A 16,427-nucleotide genomic window follows, 5' to 3' on the forward strand; every position below is an offset into this window, starting at 1 on the left:
TATGAGTGCTTTTTCAAATTTATTTTATTATAAGCCAGAGCAGTCTCTACCCCGTCAATCTCATCGTATCGAAGCTGATCTCTGCATCTATGGAGGTACTCCTGCTGGCGTAGCAGCAGCTATTCAAGCAAGCCGCATGGGTCTTAAAGCGGTCATTGCCGAATTCAGCCAGCATGTAGGAGGAATGACGTCAAGCGGACTCGGACGTACGGATGTCGGGAACACGATGGCTATTGGGGGAATCTCCAGCGAGTTCTATCAAGCATTAGGGCAGCACTACGGCAGCGATGAGCCTGATGGAAGGACATGGGCGTTAGAACCTCATGTGGCGGAGCGGATTTTCACCGAGTGGTTACAGGAAGCAGGAGTACCGGTGTATTATGAGCAGCATTTAGACGCCGTAGAGCTTCAATCAGGACGCATTACGCAAATCAAAATGGAAGACGGAAATATATATACAGCCCCTATGTTTATTGATGCTTCGTATGAGGGGGATTTGCTCGCACGAGCTGGCGTTTCCTATCATGTGGGCCGAGAATCGGGCACCGTGTACAAGGAGATATTGAACGGGATTCATTTTGGTCATCCCAAACATAATTTTACGGCTTGGGTAGACCCGTATGTCATAGAAGGGAAGATGGATAGCGGGCTGCTGCCAGGAATAACTGACGCGCTGCCAGGTATTCAAGGTCAGGGGGATGATTCTGTTCAAGCATATAATTTCCGAATCTGTTTGAGCAGCAACCCGGATAATCAGCTTCCTTTCCCAGAACCTCCTAACTACAATCGCGACGAATTCGCACTACTGGGGAGATATATCCGCAGCGGCGTCTGGGATGCATTGAAGCTCAACAAGGTGATGCCAGGCGGCAAAAGCGATTTGAATAATTGGGGGGCTATTTCAACCGATTATATTGGGCGTAATTATGCTTGGCCAGAGGCGAGTTATGCAGTTCGCGAGCAGCTCTTTCAACAGCATCTTCACTATAATATGGGAATGCTTTATTTTCTGGCGAATGATGAGACAATTCCAGCCGCCATTCGTGCAGAGGTTAAAACGTGGGGGCTTCCGGCTGATGAGTTTACCTCTACGGGCGGATGGCCGCATCAGCTCTATATTCGCGAGGCGAGGCGGATGATTTCAGATGTTGTTATGACTGAGCATCATTGTCGCCACTTCAAAGATGAGGAGGACTCCGTCGGGTTAGCCGCCTACACCATGGACTCGCACAACTGCCGGCGATTGGTTCTGGACGGTCGCTGTATCAATGAAGGGAACGTTGAAATCAGTCCAAATGGGCCTTATCCGATATCGTATCGAGCGATTATACCCAAAGGAGAGGAGTGTACGAATCTCGTTGTGCCCGTATGCTTGTCTTCCTCGCATATCGCTTACGGTTCCATTCGAATGGAACCTGTGTTTATGATTCTAGGGCAATCCGCGGCCACGGCTGCTGCATTAGCGCTGCAGCACCAATGTGATTTACAAGATCTGGATTACGGGCTGCTGCGAAAGCAACTGCTGTTAGATGGTCAAATCCTTCAAGCGAGTTCATAAAGAGATGTGTCATTGATTCGAAATTGTTCTTAATGGGAGGTCATACTCATGAGCAAAAAGACAACAGTTATAGGAGTTATGGTAGCTTTATCTCTTCTCACAGCTTGTTCAACTGGTAAACCTACGGCTACTGTACCTAGCGACACAGGCGGAACGGCAACAGCAACCCCATTGAAGGATGTCACGTTGAAAATTGGCTTACCCGGCGGTTATGACATCACCAGTCAGAAGATCATAACGAATTTTCAGGCGAAGTATCCGAACATTAAGCTGGAAATCGAGGAAACGCCATGGGCTGATTTTGTCACGAAAATCGTCACTCGCATAGCGGGGAATAATCCCCCTGATCTTTGGCTGCAAGAAAATGCGGTTGTGCTTGGTTACGGCAAACGCGGGGTTGCGGAGAATCTTGAGCCGTACATCAAGCGCGATCTGAAGACCGATGACTACGTGAGTGCTCTTACATCCGCCAAATTAGATAGCAAAATTTACGGGATTCCGCATGGCATCAACCCAGGGGCGCTAGCTTTTAACAAGCAGATTTTTAAAGAGAATAACATTCCTTTTCCGACAGACGACTGGACTTATAATGATATGATCGAGACTGCCAAGAAGTTGACGAAAGATACGAACGGGGATGGAAAACCGGATATTTATGGCTTCCAAGCAGGAAGCAATATCACATTAGGATGGCTGCCCTGGATGAGGGCATACGGCGGTTCCGCTCTCGATTCGACATTAACCAAATCAAATTTCACAGATTCCAAGTCGATTCAAGGACTTACGGCTTGGGCTGATACCATTAATAAGCTGAAGGTTAGCCCTACGAGAGAAGCTGCAACTACCGGCAAATTTTTCGAAAATGGGAAAGTAGCCATGACATTTTTCCAGTACGCAACACAAGTATCTCTCAATAAAAATAAACCGGACCTTGATTGGGACACGGTCAAAATGCCGATCGGTATGGATGGCAAACGCTTCGTTCCGATGGTTGTGAACCAATGGATTGTTTACTCCAAGTCGAAGCCCGAAGTGAAAGAGGCCGCATGGACATTCCTCAAGTACTATCTGAGTGATGAGGGTCAAGGCTTGCTTTCAGAAAGCGGCACAAGCTTGCCCGTGAAGAAAACAGCGCTGGCTGAGCTTGAGAAATCCACTAGTAAACCGGTGAATAAGAAGGCCTATACGAAAGGGATTGAAGAAGCGGGTGGGACTCTGGATGAGAACGCATCCTGGAACGAGTGGCGCGCAGCAGCCGGCCCGATCTTGAACGATATCATGGATGGTAAGCGAACACCGGAAGAAGGCGCTAAAGAAATTCAGCAGAAAGTCCAAGGCGTACTCGACGAAAACAAATAAACCGGATTGGACTTGAAAAGAGGTGCTCCGATGCGCAAACAAGGCTGGTGGGGCTTCGTCTTCACTGTACCTTTTGTCCTGCAACTGCTGATATTCTTCTTGTTTCCCTTCGTATTTTCACTTTATTTAACGTTTACGAAGTGGGATCTATTCAACCCGCCGCAATGGATTGGACTGCGTAATTGGAACCAATTCCTACACCTGAAAGTCTTCTGGCTTTCAATGCGCAACGTTGGCTATTTTGCCATATTGTTCGTGCCGCTTCAGACGTTCACAGCGCTCATTCTTGCCTATCTGCTCAATCAGCAGATTCGTGGCAAATCCTTGTTCCGGATGATTTACTTTCTCCCTGTGATCACGCCATGGGTCGCAGGGGGGATGATCTGGCTGTGGATTTATAACAATGAATACGGCTTGCTGAACTGGATTTTACATATGCTGGGACTCCAGCCGGTCGACTGGATACGCAGCGGGAAATGGTGGTTAGTCATTGGTTCTATCGCACTCGTGAACATCTGGAAGGGTGCCGGGTATTCGATGGTCCTCATTTTGGCAGGCATGCAGAATATATCGGAAGAAATGCTAGAAGCAGCACGTATGGATGGAGCGACAGGGTGGACGCTGTTTACCAAAATAACGATGCCAATCGTGTCCCCAATGGTGTATATGGTCATGATCCTTTCAACCATCTCTGCCTTTCACGCTTTTGATGTGTTTCTAGTTATGCTTGGTGACGTCATTTCTGTAGCCGACCGGAATATGGTGCCTAACATCTTGATTTACCGTGATTCCTTCCTGAATTTCAAAATGGGCAGCGCATCCGCAATGGCTTGGGGACTGTTCCTCGTTATTCTGGCCATTACCATTGTACAGAAGGTAACGGAAAAGAGGTGGGTGCATTATGAATAATTCCTACACCAGTCTGAAAGTAACCGCTTATGTGATACTAGGAATCGGGTCTGTTCTCATGCTTGTGCCTTTCTTATATATGCTCTCGACATCCTTGACAGCAGCAGGATCGGAGTTAACCTTCCCTCCCAAATTGATTCCGGAACCGTTCGTTTGGAAAAATTATGAGCAAGTATGGATTGAGGTCAATTTTCTGCAATTCACCCTGAACAGCATTTTTGTCACGGTCATGGACTTAATCGGAATGGTAGCTTCTTGTGCGATCGTAGCCTACGGGTTAGCCTTTTTCCAATTTCGTGGCAGGAACCTTATTTTTTTAGCGATGCTTGGCACCATGATGCTGCCCTCCCAAATTACGATGATTCCAACGTATTTCATCTGGAAATCCGTTGGTGCGCTCGATACGTATTATCCGCTCATTCTGAGGAGCTTTCTCGGCGGGGCTTTTGGCATCTTCCTCCTGCACCAATTCTATAAAACGCTGCCGAAGGAACTGTATGATGCGGCTTGGGTAGATGGAGCGAACCCTTGGAAAATCTTTTACAAGATCTATCTTCCCTTAGCGAAGCCGGCCTTGTCCGCACTTGCTGTTTTCACCTTCATCAGCGCTTGGAATAACACGTTAGAACCGCTTATTTATTTGCAGGATAAGATGATGTTTACGCTGCCTCTCGGTCTCCTTTTTCTGAAAAACGAAGTTCAGAACCGGATGACGCTTGTCATGGCTAGCGCCGTCATCACCATTGTCCCCGTCCTTGTCGTCTTTTTATTTGCTCAAAAATACTTCGTCCAAGGCATCGCTTCAACTGGATTGAAAGGCTGACTGAACTGAACTCCAACGAATAACCCGAATGCGGGAGAAGGAGAGTGACTACAGCTATGTCCAAACCATCTAACCAATCGAATGAAATGGAAGAAGCAGCTATCTCAGCGGACACAGAGGGAACAATGGGAACAGAGGAGAGGGAAGGGCACAAGGAGCCATTAATAAGCCGAAGGAAATTGCTAGCTACGCTAGGAATAGGGGGAGTTGCTGCTGTTTCTAGCGGTTTATGGGCGGTTGCAGGTAAGTCTACCGCCTTTGCCAGTGATCAAACCGTTACTAGTTCCGTATACGGCGTGGCAATCAGAAAACGTAGAGCTGAGTTGCTTGAGATCCTGGACATGAATTTCTGCGTCTCTGTCAAGTTGGAGGATCTGAGGGTAGAGCTAGAACCTGATCCGGCACTAGCTTATTACGTAACGAACGAGATGCAGGAGGGCTTCTTTCGTTATGACCCGAATGACAGTACATCCGTTGATAATACCGGAACCGTACTTGTGTCTACTAACGGCAAACGGTTTAAACGGATCTATGGAGATACGCTGATTGCTTCCTGGTTTGGTACGAAAGCAGATGGCATAACGAATGATACACTTGCTTTGCAGACGGCATTAAATGCAGCTTCTGGTCACAAATTGTTTATTCCCAAGCAGCGAGTTGGCTTTTACTTAACAGGTCAATTGTTCATTCCGAGCCAAATTGCGATTGAATTTGAGCCAGGAACTATCATACAAGCGGTAGATACGCTCAGCAAAGCAGGGCCTGTCTACGAACGGCTAATCCGTATCAAAACGGTCAAAGACGTGTATATCAACGGAAACGGCTCCACGTTACGCATGAACAAGGCGGCGTATACGACAGGCGAACAAGCCCATATCTTCGACATCAGCGGTTCGGAGAACGTTATTCTCGAGAATATCAACGCGAATGACAGCGGCGGAGACGGCTTTTATATCGGGTATTTCGAATCGACTGTAGGTTTCTGCCGAAATATTGTGCTCCGTAACTGCCGTGCGGATAATAACCGTAGACAAGGACTCTCTGTTATCTCCGTAGATGGTCTCACGGTAGAGAACTGCCGCTTCTCGGGCACGAAAGGGACAGCTCCGCAGAGCGGAGTCGATATTGAGCCGAACGGCCAACTTGATCTGCTCAAAAATATTCGATTCATCCATTGTGTGGCGGATGGGAATACAGGACGAGGTTTCCTCGTTACTTTGTTGAAACCAACGGCCGCCAGTGAGCCGATTGACATCGTTTTTGATAAGTGCAAAACGAAAGGGAATTCGTTTGGTTACTCCATGAACTACGGAGGAGATGCTGCCAAAGCTGTGCAAGGCGAAATAAAACTGATCGATTGCATCGCTGAAAGCGAGCAATATGGCGGATTCTCGGATTTATCCTTCTCAGCAGACAGCGCGAAACGTTCCTATATACGATGCCGGGCAATTAACTGTAATACGGTTAACCAGCCTGAGGACCCCTATGGTTATGGCTCATCGTTCATTCTCACAACGGTGCCGTCACAAGTAAGAACCGTCATTGGAAATGCGGTCTATACGGAGTGCGAATCCGTTGATACACGTCAAGTACCGCTGATTAAACGTGGATTCTCTCTGAAGAAAAACAACGCGGAATTATTGCGGAACGTGGCGTATATCAATTGCACCGTCAAAGGTGGAGGACAAAGGCTCTATTCAATAGCACCCACAGCCGAAGATCTCTATGCGGCAAAACAACCGCAGCCTATTCAAGCTTTTTCCTCTTCCGGATCAGTTACCTTTGATTACATAGGCTTTAAAATCACCAACGCCGGCTCATCCGGTGAGGTCAATCTGACTCTGCCAATAGCTAAAGCTTCGGTCACTTATACTTTTTTGGTAGAAGCACCGTATCGGTTTAATCTGCAAACACAGCCAGGGAAGTCGATTCTGACACCAAATGGAGGGAAGACCTCAATTGGAACCGACGTGCAAGGCAATTCTATCGTACTGCTGGGTCGATCAGATGGTCAGTGGGAGATTGTAAGCATGGTAGGGGATTGGCTGTTATAGCATCTTGTGGTAAGATTTGACTAGACAATTGAATCGTATTGAACACTAGGGGTGCTGTCATAGCTGAGAAAGACTTAGGTCTTAACCCTTACACCTGATCTAGGTAATGCTAGCGAAGGGAAGTGGTTGTATGTCGTTTGGATTCCTATATCATAACGCAGCCGCTTTCTATCAGAGAGCGGTTTTTTGATTTGACTAGATACATAAAAAAGGGGACAAGATGATGACTTTTTCAAAACGTTTATATGAGCGACTGCAGCCGGTATGGCGGAAGAATCACAACCATCCGTTTGTTCAGGAAATGGGAGACGGCACGCTTTCTTTAGAGAAGTTTCGCTTTTACATGATTCAAGATTATGTATATTTAAAAGATTATGCCAAACTGTTCGCATTAGGAGCGGTAAAGTCGGACGATTTGGCAGTCATGGGCATGGTTGCTGGTCTGCTGGACTCAACATTGAATGAAGAAATGTCCCTTCACAGGGCGTATGCCGCTCGGTTCGGCATCACCGAAGAGGAGTTGGAACTGGCAAAACCATCACCTGTTACACTGGCCTACACACATTATATGCTGCATACGGCGCAAAACGGATCGTTAGCAGAGCTAACTGCTGCGCTGCTTCCTTGCATGTGGAGTTATTCCGAAATTGGCAAAGATCTAAGCCGTTTACCTGGAGCTAGCGAACATTCCTATTATGGTGATTGGATTAAGATGTATAGCTCGGAAGAGTTCGGGGGGTTAGCACAGTGGTGTATCGGGCTGCTGGATCAGCTAACCGATGGTAAGCCGGAATCCGAGTTGATGAAGTTGGAAGAGATATTTCTGAACACGACGCGCTATGAATATTTGTTCTGGGAGATGGCTTACCATATGGAAACTTGGCCAGCTGAATAGCTAGCATTAGGAAAGAGTACAAGGAGATTGCCACGCGGCAGCTCCTTTTTTTTCATTCAAATCGTTCTAAATTTATATCTTGACTAATATATATTCTAATAATAGAATAACTAACGTTATATAAATTATTAATAGGGGTGCTTCATATGCATATTTTGTCCATCGTGCTTCAAATTATTTTAGGAATTGGATTTCTGCTATTTGGTTTCATGAAGTTCGGCAACAAACAGATGGTAGAAGAATTTAAGAGATATCGGCTATCGTCGGGTATGAGGATCTTTACAGGTTTGTTTGAAGTGCTATCCGCCGCTATCATTATTATTGGCATTTGGGTTAGTCCGTATGCCATAATTGGTGGTATTCTAATGGCAATCACCATGTTTATTGCCGCTCTAGTTCATCTGGTTCGAGTGAAAGATCCAGTTGCTAAAGCAATGATGCCAATTATTTTGTTCATACTGGCTGTTATTGTCATTACTTTGAAACTGAGCTGAGATAGACCGTCGATTTTTTCTAATTGAAATTCTGACAGAAGTGGAATATCCTTGTGTATAAGAAAGCAAGATAAGGTGGTTGGCGTATGACTGAACGCGATAAAGAGGGTATAGAGCTTGATTTAAGGCTAATACGTGTCATAAGAAACATGGTAACAGAGTTGTATGGCACCTTGAAGAGCAACATTGAAAGCTTCGACCTCAGTACCGAAACTTTCCAGATTCTTGAGTTTCTATACAATAAAGGTCCTCACCCTATACAGAAAATAAGCGAGACTTTCTTGATTCCAAGTGGGAGTATCACTTATGTGGTAGACAAGCTTGAGAAGAAGGGGCTCGTAGAACGTCTTCCAATCCCGGGTGACCGTCGTAAAGTGAATGTGGCATTGACCGGAGAAGGACGAAGCTACTTTGATACGATTTTCCCGCATCATGCCCAGGCGATCTCTGATAATCTGTCCTTTGTGACGGATGAAGAGAAGCTCGCGCTCATTGAGATGCTTAAGAAAATAGGGTATGGCATCAAGAATCGTCAAAGCGATGCAAATGAACATGAGAAGACGTAAAAAGGCGACCCTCAGCTGATAAGGAATGAGGGTCGTTTTTTATTGGTAAAAAATTATCCTATTATTATAATATATATTGTTATATTATATGAGTATATGATAATTGAGGAGAGATGGGAATGAACATTCAAGTTCTTGGTCCAGAGTTTCAAGGGAAAGAATCATTCGACGGTGGGAGAATTTTCGCGCAGAAACCGCTAGGCTTTTCTGGCCAAGGAGCTGCCACCGTTCGGCTTGGACCTCTTTTTTACTGGTCATGGGGGCATGCGCTGAAGGAAGGCGGCATCGGCTTTCATCCACATAAGGGGTTTGAAATTTTAACTTACGGTATCAGCGGAAAAGGCACTCACCGCGACACACTCGGCACGGAGAGTACACTTGAAGCAGGCGACGTTCAACTGATGCAAACAGGATCGGGTGTGCAGCATGCCGAAACGGTCGTTGCGGGATACGAAGGCTTTCAAATTTGGCTTGAGCCTTACTTTCATGATGCGCTGAAACGCAAACCCACTTATACCTTTTTTCATAACGAAGAATTCCCGCGAATAACTCAGGAAGGCGTATATGTGAAGACGGTAGTGGGGGAAGGTTCACCGATCCAAAAACTTGTAACCGACGTAAATATGTACGATATCGAAGTTGAAATCGGGGCAACGTATACCCATCGGCTATTGCCAAACCGCACGTTCGCAGCTTTAGCGTTTCGCGGTGAGAGTGGCTTGATATGGACTTCAGAGGAGAATCGCATCTCCTTTAAAAATAAAGACTTCTCGATTGTTCAAGCCGAAGGAGAAATAGAAGTGAACGTTCGCGCTGAAGGTGAGAAGCTTCGAATGTTTATCATTGAGATCCCGACGAAAGTCGAATATCCTTTGTATAATAAAGCTAGATAAGGATTTAAGATAATCTACCCAAATTCCGATAATATAAGGTATAATTTTCTATAATATAGCACCTATATGGAGGAAAAGGGGTTGAATAATGAGTTCAGCGGGAAGGCAACATGCAGCACAGCAGACAAGTATGTCTAGTCCTACTTACAAGTCCACAGAAGCTACAAAAGCATCCGAGCAGCTAGCTTATGATACGAATTCCATGGCGAGTTTATCGCAAATGATGCAGCTTCAACGCACGATTGGGAATCAAGCAGTGGCACATATGGTTCAAAGACGAATCACCTCGCAAACTGCTCAAGGGACTGTCATCCAACGTTCGCTTGATGATGAAGCGAAAGTCACCTGGACACATATTAAGCTTAGCGCCTTATGGACGAAAATGAGGGATCGAAGTGAAGGTAAAGATGGCATGCCGAACTACGCGGGTGAAGTAAAGGATGCTATGGCGGTTTATGTGAACCAAACGCATACCGAGAGGGAGCTAGCAGAAATCGTTGTTAACAAAGAACCGTTCAAAGCCATGTTCCTGAATCCAAGAAAAAACCAAGTATCCGATACGATTGCCGACCCTGGAGGAGCGATTGAGCTAGCGATTAAAGCGGTGTTAGCGGCGACGATTTTCTATCACGCAACGTTTGAGGAAAATGTCGCTAATATTCTTGCCGGAGGCATTAAAGCGAGCAAAGGCGGGAAAGGTTCAGGGATCAGCACGCACGGTCGTGAAGACGCCGCTGCCAACGCCACTTACAATAAGTGGAGTAGAGGCCATTCCTTTATCACGAAAAGTAAGACTGAAGCGAATGGTTACAAAGACAAAATGGCGCTGAAGAAACCAGCTAAGATTATCCATATTTTCTCAATGCCAGCTTTTATTGATGATAGTTCAATGAAGGTGGATATCGATAGCAAGGCGGGACTGAAGTACGAAGGAGATCTGGACATGATCGGGGATGGCGCCCAGTTGAATGATAAAGCCCTCCGCGTCATACATATGGGACTGAAACAAATGAATCGAACAGCGCTGGATGCCAAAATTCTGGAAGTCTACACGGCTAATTATGGATGATAAGTAAGGGACGAAAGAGCATTTCCTTGTAAAGAGGAGTGCTCTTTTTCTGTTTATCAACAAGGGAGTTCAACTAAAGAACAAAAATATAGCTATAATCGGTAATTATTTATTGTAAAACGATAAATAATATGTTAAATTAAAAATCGAAAATAACGAAGTGAGGTGCATGTTATGAAACAAGGATCTACATTTTTTCTAAAAGCAGCCTTAATTCTGATTGGAATCCCCGTGCTGGCATTGTGCCTATTTTTGGTGCCAAAGATAGCGAGTTATGCCGTAGAATTGTATCCTGATCATGGTTACTTGAATTATCTGGTTTTGATGGATTTGTATGCAACAGCGATCCCCTTCTATTTTGCTCTGTATCAAGCTTTTAAACTTCTAGGCTACATTGACAAGAGCAAAGCTTTCTCAGAATTATCTGTCCGAGCTCTAAAGATAATCAAATACTGCGCAATTGCATTCAGTGGCTTGTATGTGGTTGGCTTGCCGCTTTTCTATCTGATAGCCGAGAAAGACGATGCCCCGGGTATCATTGTTATCGGATTGGTTCTGATATTTGCTTCCATCGTTATCGCAGTTTTTGCAGCTGTTCTCCAGAAGCTATTAAAAGAGGCTATTGATATAAAATCTGAAAATGATTTGACGGTCTGAGGTGAACATTATGGCGATTATTATTAATATTGACGTGATGCTGGCCAAAAGAAAAATGAGTGTAACCGAACTTACGGAGCGAGTTGGTATCACCATGGCCAATCTCTCCATATTGAAGAATGGAAAGGCAAAAGCGATTCGATTCTCAACGTTAGAGGCGATTTGTAAGGCATTAGACTGTCAGCCTGGCGACATTTTGGAATATCAAGAAAGCGATGACATGGAAGGGGAGGACTAACATGGAGATTAGCAATTTGATTATGCAAAACTTGGCTAACCCTCATGAACTGGAGAGAATGTTTAGAAAAGACCCTGATGCTTTTAAAAAATCATTCTCAACCGCGTGGGAACAAAACCCCGATTCACAGGTGCTTGCGATCTGGTTTGAAAGACTGAATTTCAAGGAGTCGGCGAATACAGAGAAATCATCGTTGTTCCAAAGAGATTTCCTATCCATGGGCATTTTAGCCATTCTGGCTGGGCTTGTCAGCAGGTTCATTTTTCAGTTTGCTGAACAGCAATCAATCGCCCATATGAACCTTGTTTTTGGCATACTGCCTTTTGTGGCCGCCTATTTTGTATATAACAATTTCCCTAGAAAAAAAATTCTTTATATCCTTGCATCGTTATTCATCATCTCGGTGTTTTATCTGAATATGCTGCCGCTCGAGCAAAATGATAGTATTATCCTGGCTTATATACACCTTCCGATTTTCTTATGGATATTAGTCGGGCTAGCTTTTACAGGAAATGAATTTGGCAAAGGCAGCGCAAGACTAGCTTTTCTCAAATTTAACGGGGAATTTGGCATCCTTTACGCCATTATGGCGATCAGCGGAGGGCTGCTTACGGCATTAACCATGCAGTTATTTCGAATTGTCGGCATGGATATAACGGAATTTTACTTTAAAAATATCGTGTTATTTGGTGCCGCCGCTCTGGCAATCGTGGCTACATATCTGGTGTCAAGAAACCTTAAACTTGCCAAAAATATTGCACCTTATATAGCCAAAATTTTTAGTCCTCTTGTACTAATTACTTTGGTTGCCTATCTAGTAACGGTATTTTCGGTCGGGAAAAATCCATTCATGGATCGCAATTTCCTCCTATCCTTCAATGGGATACTCCTTAGTGTATTAGCCGTTACCATATTCTCCATTTCGGAGAGTGGCAAAGACGAGAGAAAAAGCATTTCTGATTATATCAATTTTGCGCTAATTATCCTTGCGCTTATCATTGACAGTGTTGCTTTATCTGCTATAGTGTTCAGGCTTTCTTCCTATGGGATTACACCTAACAGGATTGCTGTTCTTGGAGTAAACATACTTGTCTGGGCAAATCTGATATGGATTATGATCTCCTATCTGCGTTTTCTGCAAAATAAAACAGGACCATCAACCATTCAGGACGCGGTTACGAAATATTTGCCGATTTACGGACTGTGGGCAGCCCTCGTTGCATTCACTTTTCCTTTGATTTTTTAGTAGTGGTGTTCATCTCCAGATTTTATTGCGAGGAACCTCCTATATGCTGTAAACTTGTTAGTTGATAGCTGGTGACAATGAATTTGGTCGCTACAGCTAAAATTACATACTAACACGGCTTATTGGCTAATTTGCAATTGTTTAATAGGAGAGGTGTACAACAATCATGGAACTTTTGTTACTATCAAAAGACATAACACAGCAATACTGCAGGAAAATTTTGATGCCTGAAGGAGCTACCGAAATATTGGTGGACGTCGCCAATAAATTGAACAATGATCAAAAACTATTAGATATTTATAAGGAATTTTACAAAAAAAATATTGAAAGTGGCTACTGGACGACAGTTTGGGAACCATTGACCATTGATCCTTACGTGGAAGAAACGTTCGGAAATGAAGCATCTCTGTTTTATCTGCATGCAGCCTTGCAAAGACTGCCTCTTGCCGAGCAGAAATATGCCGAGTGGGGACTGAGTGAGGAGCTATTCGTAGAAACCTTAAGGGATATCGGAGTATGGGTACAAAATGCCTACAATCTAGTGGGATACTATGCCATTAGAAATTTCAGCTGGATCTGGAGGCATCTCGAAGCCAGAATGTTTCGGATTGGCGGCATGCAATTTCTAGCTACCCAATTTTCCGGAGTCGTCAAAGGATTCTACAATGCCAAGGAAGAAAGTTTTTTACTCTTGTGCGGTGAAGGTATGGAGTTAAGATCAAACGGTGATATGCAAGGTGTTTGTAAAAAAGAGAAGACTACCGATGGCTTTGTAACGAAATATGCGGAAACGGAAGATTATTTCATCGGACATCCAATTACTCCTATTGGCAAAGGCTCTCAGGACCAAGTAAAGCTAAAAAGAGATGAATGGGAAAAAGTGCTGGACAAGGATGATACTTTGCTTGAAATCCACATCCCAAGAGATACTGCTTTTAATATGGAATCTATAAAAGACACCTATCAAAAAGCGAAGGAATTTTATGCCAACTACTTTCCAGAGGTCAAGTATAAAGGCATGGTTTGCCACACGTGGCTCTTTACTCCCCAACTTCGGGAGATGCTGCCGCCTTCCAGCAATATCATAAAGTTCCAGCAGCAATTCTACCTGTATCCGACCGCGGGTTCCGTGCGATTCCTATGGAATTTTGTATTTAATGAATTGACTGAGGTCAAAGACGCCAAACCCGACACATCGTTAAGGAAACAAGTCCTTCAATATGTAGAAGAAGATAAAGAGATTTTTGATATGAATGGGATCTTTCTTGATTTATGCGGTGATTTTGGATCAGTATCCTATGACAAATGAAGAAAAGCATGTGAGTACGAAGCTGCCGGGTATGATCGGCAGCTTTTTTACGTTTTCGCATTATGGTTAAGACGATATCGGATAGGGAAAAATGACTTGGACGAAAGTTGCTTTATGATATCAAAAATGGAAAGGAATTCATCCAATTGACAAACAGTTATGATAAAACAATGACAGGGCTTCTATTGGTCGACCCTTACAATGACTTCATCGCACCGGGAGGCAAGTTGTATGATCGGGCTCGAGAAGTATCTGAATCGGTAAACTTCCATGGACATTTAAAAGAGATCGTTGCTGGGGCTCGAAAAGCCGGTATTCGTGTATTTTTTGTTCCCCATCACAGATCTGAACCAGATGACTTCGCTACTTGGTTGTATCCTAATCCTAATCAGGTCAAATCCCAAAAATCACAGGCGTTTGCTAAAGATTCTTGGGGCGGGGAATTTCATGCTGACTTTCAACCTCAAAAGGGGGATGTGATTATTAAGGAGCATTGGGCTAGCAGCGGATTTGCCAACACGGACCTTGATCATCAGCTTAAAATGCATGGCGTTCAAAAGATTATCGTTATCGGCGCGTTAGCCAATACGTGCATCGAAGCGACTGCGCGCTTCGGCGTGGAACTTGGTTACCATGTGACCCTTGTTAAAGATGCAACTACAGCTTTTAGTAAAGAGGCCATGCATGCGGCGCATGAAATTAATGGGCCAACGTTTGCACATGCTATTATGACTACGGAAGAGCTTCTTGCAGAACTGTAAGAAGGAGAAAAAATAGTGATTACGATAAAACATGACAGGCACAAGACTCCTATAGAATAATTTTCCTGCAAACAGGGAAACTTTTTTAAAATAGGGGGATATACAGTGGACATTCAACGAGCAGTACTGCCGGAAACAATTAAAGAAAGGCTCGTAAACCCGCCTGATCTAATGATGAAAACGTTCATCGTTGACGAAAAGACAATACTGACTTGTCTTTATTTAACGACGCTAACGAATAAGCAACTCATAGATGAACTTGTAATTTGTAGAATCCTATCCCCACAACAAGAGGTTGCTGAAAACAAAGCTTCTCTTCAATGGTTGTTGACTGCGTTTCACCAGGTGGAAGTCAAGACAGTCGACGGGTTGGACGATTGTATCAAAGAATTATTAGATGGGCAATGTATTGTGCTTCCTGCAATAGGGGAAGGTGTGTCTATTAATGTTCGTAAACAAGAGCAACGTAGCATAACGGAGCCGGAAATGGAGTCCGTGGTCAGAGGACCTAGGGAAGGATTCGTGGAGGATTGGTCACGTAATGTCTCGTTGATTCGAAAGCGTCTAAAGAACGAAAAGCTCGTCATTGAAAAAATGGTGATCGGTTCGGAAAGCAATACGACGATATGTTTGTTATTTATGCGTGGAATCGCAGTTCCGGAGCTCGTCGATGAATTTAGGAAAAGACTGAAGGCTATTCAAACGGACAGTATACTTGAGAGTTCTTATATTGAAGAGTTTATACAGGATAAAGCCTTGACGCCGTTCCCGCAATTCATCGCCTCAGAGAGACCTGATGCAATTGTTGCCAAACTATTGGAAGGACAAGCGGCTGTAATCACGGACGGTACCCCCATCGTATTAGCAGGTCCGATTACCTTCTTTCAGTTATTCTCTGCGCCAGAAGATTATTACCAACGGGCGGATATCGCCACCTTATTGCGCTGGCTCCGCATGTGCGCTTTTATTATCTCCATCTTTACGCCTTCTTTGTATATTTCTGTAGCTAGCTACCATCAGGATTTGCTTCCTGGGGTCATGCTTGCCAACCTTGCCGCGCAGCGAGAAGGGGTTCCATTCCCGGGAGCGATCGAGGCTTTCATCATGTTATTCGTGTTCGAAGTACTTCGCGAAGCAGGGCTGCGTATGCCCCGGATTGCCGGCCAAGCGATTTCAATTGTAGGCGCATTGGTACTTGGCCAAGCTGCCGTAGAAGCGGGAATCGTATCAGCGGCGATGATCATTGTTGTTTCGATTACGGCCATTGCCAACTTCGTTGCTCCGACGTATGGGTTTGGAATTGCTCAGCGAATTATTCAATTTATGTTTATGATTTTGGCCAGTTTTCTGGGCTTTTTTGGGTTAATGTGTGGAGTCTATTTTCTTTTGATTCATGTTGTCTCGATTCGATCCTTTGGTGTTCCTTTCTTCGCACCGCTGGCACCTATACGAAAATCCGCTTGGAGAGACACATTTATTCGTATTTCCAGACCGTTAATGCATCGAAATCGACCAAATAAAAATAGGGAACCGGAGACGCCTTGATAAAACTATTGCTGACTATCAGCGTTCTAATGATCTGTCCAGGATGCTGGG

The 16,427-nt window shown here is 44.5% G+C and carries 16 protein-coding genes and 1 riboswitch; all 16 genes read left to right on the forward strand.

Going from position 1 to position 16,427, the window contains the following annotated elements; all coding sequences use genetic code 11:
• Position 1 precedes the first annotated feature (1 nt).
• The 16 genes from AC58UW_RS06490 to AC58UW_RS06565 all read left to right on the forward strand — a co-directional run bounded on the left by AC58UW_RS06490 (position 2) and on the right by AC58UW_RS06565 (position 16,376).
• Positions 2 to 1,558, forward strand: a complete 1,557-nt coding sequence (locus AC58UW_RS06490) for an FAD-dependent oxidoreductase (RefSeq protein WP_497419857.1) — start codon at positions 2 to 4, stop codon at positions 1,556 to 1,558.
• Between the two features lie 48 nt (positions 1,559 to 1,606).
• The gene (locus AC58UW_RS06495) at positions 1,607 to 2,917 is read left to right on the forward strand and encodes an ABC transporter substrate-binding protein (protein WP_497419858.1); all 1,311 of its coding nucleotides are present in this window, start codon (positions 1,607 to 1,609) and stop codon (positions 2,915 to 2,917) included.
• Between the two features lie 30 nt (positions 2,918 to 2,947).
• Complete coding sequence (locus AC58UW_RS06500; RefSeq protein WP_497419859.1) at positions 2,948 to 3,826, forward strand: carbohydrate ABC transporter permease; 879 nt, start codon at positions 2,948 to 2,950, stop codon at positions 3,824 to 3,826.
• Positions 3,819 to 4,649 carry a carbohydrate ABC transporter permease gene (locus tag AC58UW_RS06505; protein WP_497419860.1) on the forward strand — a complete coding sequence of 277 codons (831 nt, stop codon included), beginning with the start codon at positions 3,819 to 3,821 and terminating at the stop codon, positions 4,647 to 4,649. Before AC58UW_RS06500 ends, AC58UW_RS06505 begins: the two co-directional genes overlap by 8 nt.
• Before the next feature lie 56 nt (positions 4,650 to 4,705).
• Positions 4,706 to 6,703, forward strand: coding sequence for a putative phage tail protein (locus AC58UW_RS06510; RefSeq protein ID WP_497419861.1), 1,998 nt, complete (start codon positions 4,706 to 4,708; stop codon positions 6,701 to 6,703).
• Positions 6,704 to 6,740: 37 nt separating this feature from the next.
• Positions 6,741 to 6,841: riboswitch (TPP riboswitch) on the forward strand.
• Between the two features lie 85 nt (positions 6,842 to 6,926).
• Positions 6,927 to 7,598: a thiaminase II gene (gene tenA / locus AC58UW_RS06515; protein WP_497419862.1), complete on the forward strand. Its 672-nt coding sequence runs from the start codon at positions 6,927 to 6,929 to the stop codon at positions 7,596 to 7,598.
• A gap of 146 nt (positions 7,599 to 7,744) precedes the next feature.
• Positions 7,745 to 8,092 (forward strand): DoxX family protein, encoded by a 348-nt coding sequence (locus tag AC58UW_RS06520; RefSeq protein ID WP_497419863.1) that lies wholly within the window; start codon positions 7,745 to 7,747, stop codon positions 8,090 to 8,092.
• A gap of 86 nt (positions 8,093 to 8,178) precedes the next feature.
• Positions 8,179 to 8,658, forward strand: coding sequence for a MarR family winged helix-turn-helix transcriptional regulator (locus AC58UW_RS06525; protein WP_497419864.1), 480 nt, complete (start codon positions 8,179 to 8,181; stop codon positions 8,656 to 8,658).
• A gap of 119 nt (positions 8,659 to 8,777) precedes the next feature.
• Positions 8,778 to 9,551 carry a pirin family protein gene (locus tag AC58UW_RS06530; protein WP_497419865.1) on the forward strand — a complete coding sequence of 258 codons (774 nt, stop codon included), beginning with the start codon at positions 8,778 to 8,780 and terminating at the stop codon, positions 9,549 to 9,551.
• Positions 9,552 to 9,639: 88 nt separating this feature from the next.
• Positions 9,640 to 10,620, forward strand: a complete 981-nt coding sequence (locus tag AC58UW_RS06535; protein WP_497419866.1) for a hypothetical protein — start codon at positions 9,640 to 9,642, stop codon at positions 10,618 to 10,620.
• Between the two features lie 174 nt (positions 10,621 to 10,794).
• On the forward strand, positions 10,795 to 11,277 hold the full coding sequence (locus AC58UW_RS06540; protein WP_497419867.1) for a DUF2975 domain-containing protein: 483 nt from the start codon (positions 10,795 to 10,797) through the stop codon (positions 11,275 to 11,277).
• Between the two features lie 10 nt (positions 11,278 to 11,287).
• A complete protein-coding gene (locus tag AC58UW_RS06545) occupies positions 11,288 to 11,515 on the forward strand; it encodes a helix-turn-helix domain-containing protein (protein ID WP_497420003.1) in 228 nt (75 codons plus the stop codon).
• Position 11,516: 1 nt separating this feature from the next.
• On the forward strand, positions 11,517 to 12,761 hold the full coding sequence (locus AC58UW_RS06550) for a DUF4153 domain-containing protein (protein WP_497419868.1): 1,245 nt from the start codon (positions 11,517 to 11,519) through the stop codon (positions 12,759 to 12,761).
• Positions 12,762 to 12,927: 166 nt separating this feature from the next.
• A complete protein-coding gene (locus tag AC58UW_RS06555; RefSeq protein ID WP_497419869.1) occupies positions 12,928 to 14,070 on the forward strand; it encodes an acyltransferase domain-containing protein in 1,143 nt (380 codons plus the stop codon).
• Positions 14,071 to 14,216: 146 nt separating this feature from the next.
• Positions 14,217 to 14,831, forward strand: a complete 615-nt coding sequence (locus AC58UW_RS06560; RefSeq protein ID WP_497419870.1) for a cysteine hydrolase family protein — start codon at positions 14,217 to 14,219, stop codon at positions 14,829 to 14,831.
• A gap of 105 nt (positions 14,832 to 14,936) precedes the next feature.
• Positions 14,937 to 16,376, forward strand: coding sequence for a spore germination protein (locus AC58UW_RS06565; protein WP_497419871.1), 1,440 nt, complete (start codon positions 14,937 to 14,939; stop codon positions 16,374 to 16,376).
• Positions 16,377 to 16,427 lie beyond the last annotated feature (51 nt).

The organism is Paenibacillus sp. J22R160, from assembly GCF_059692135.1.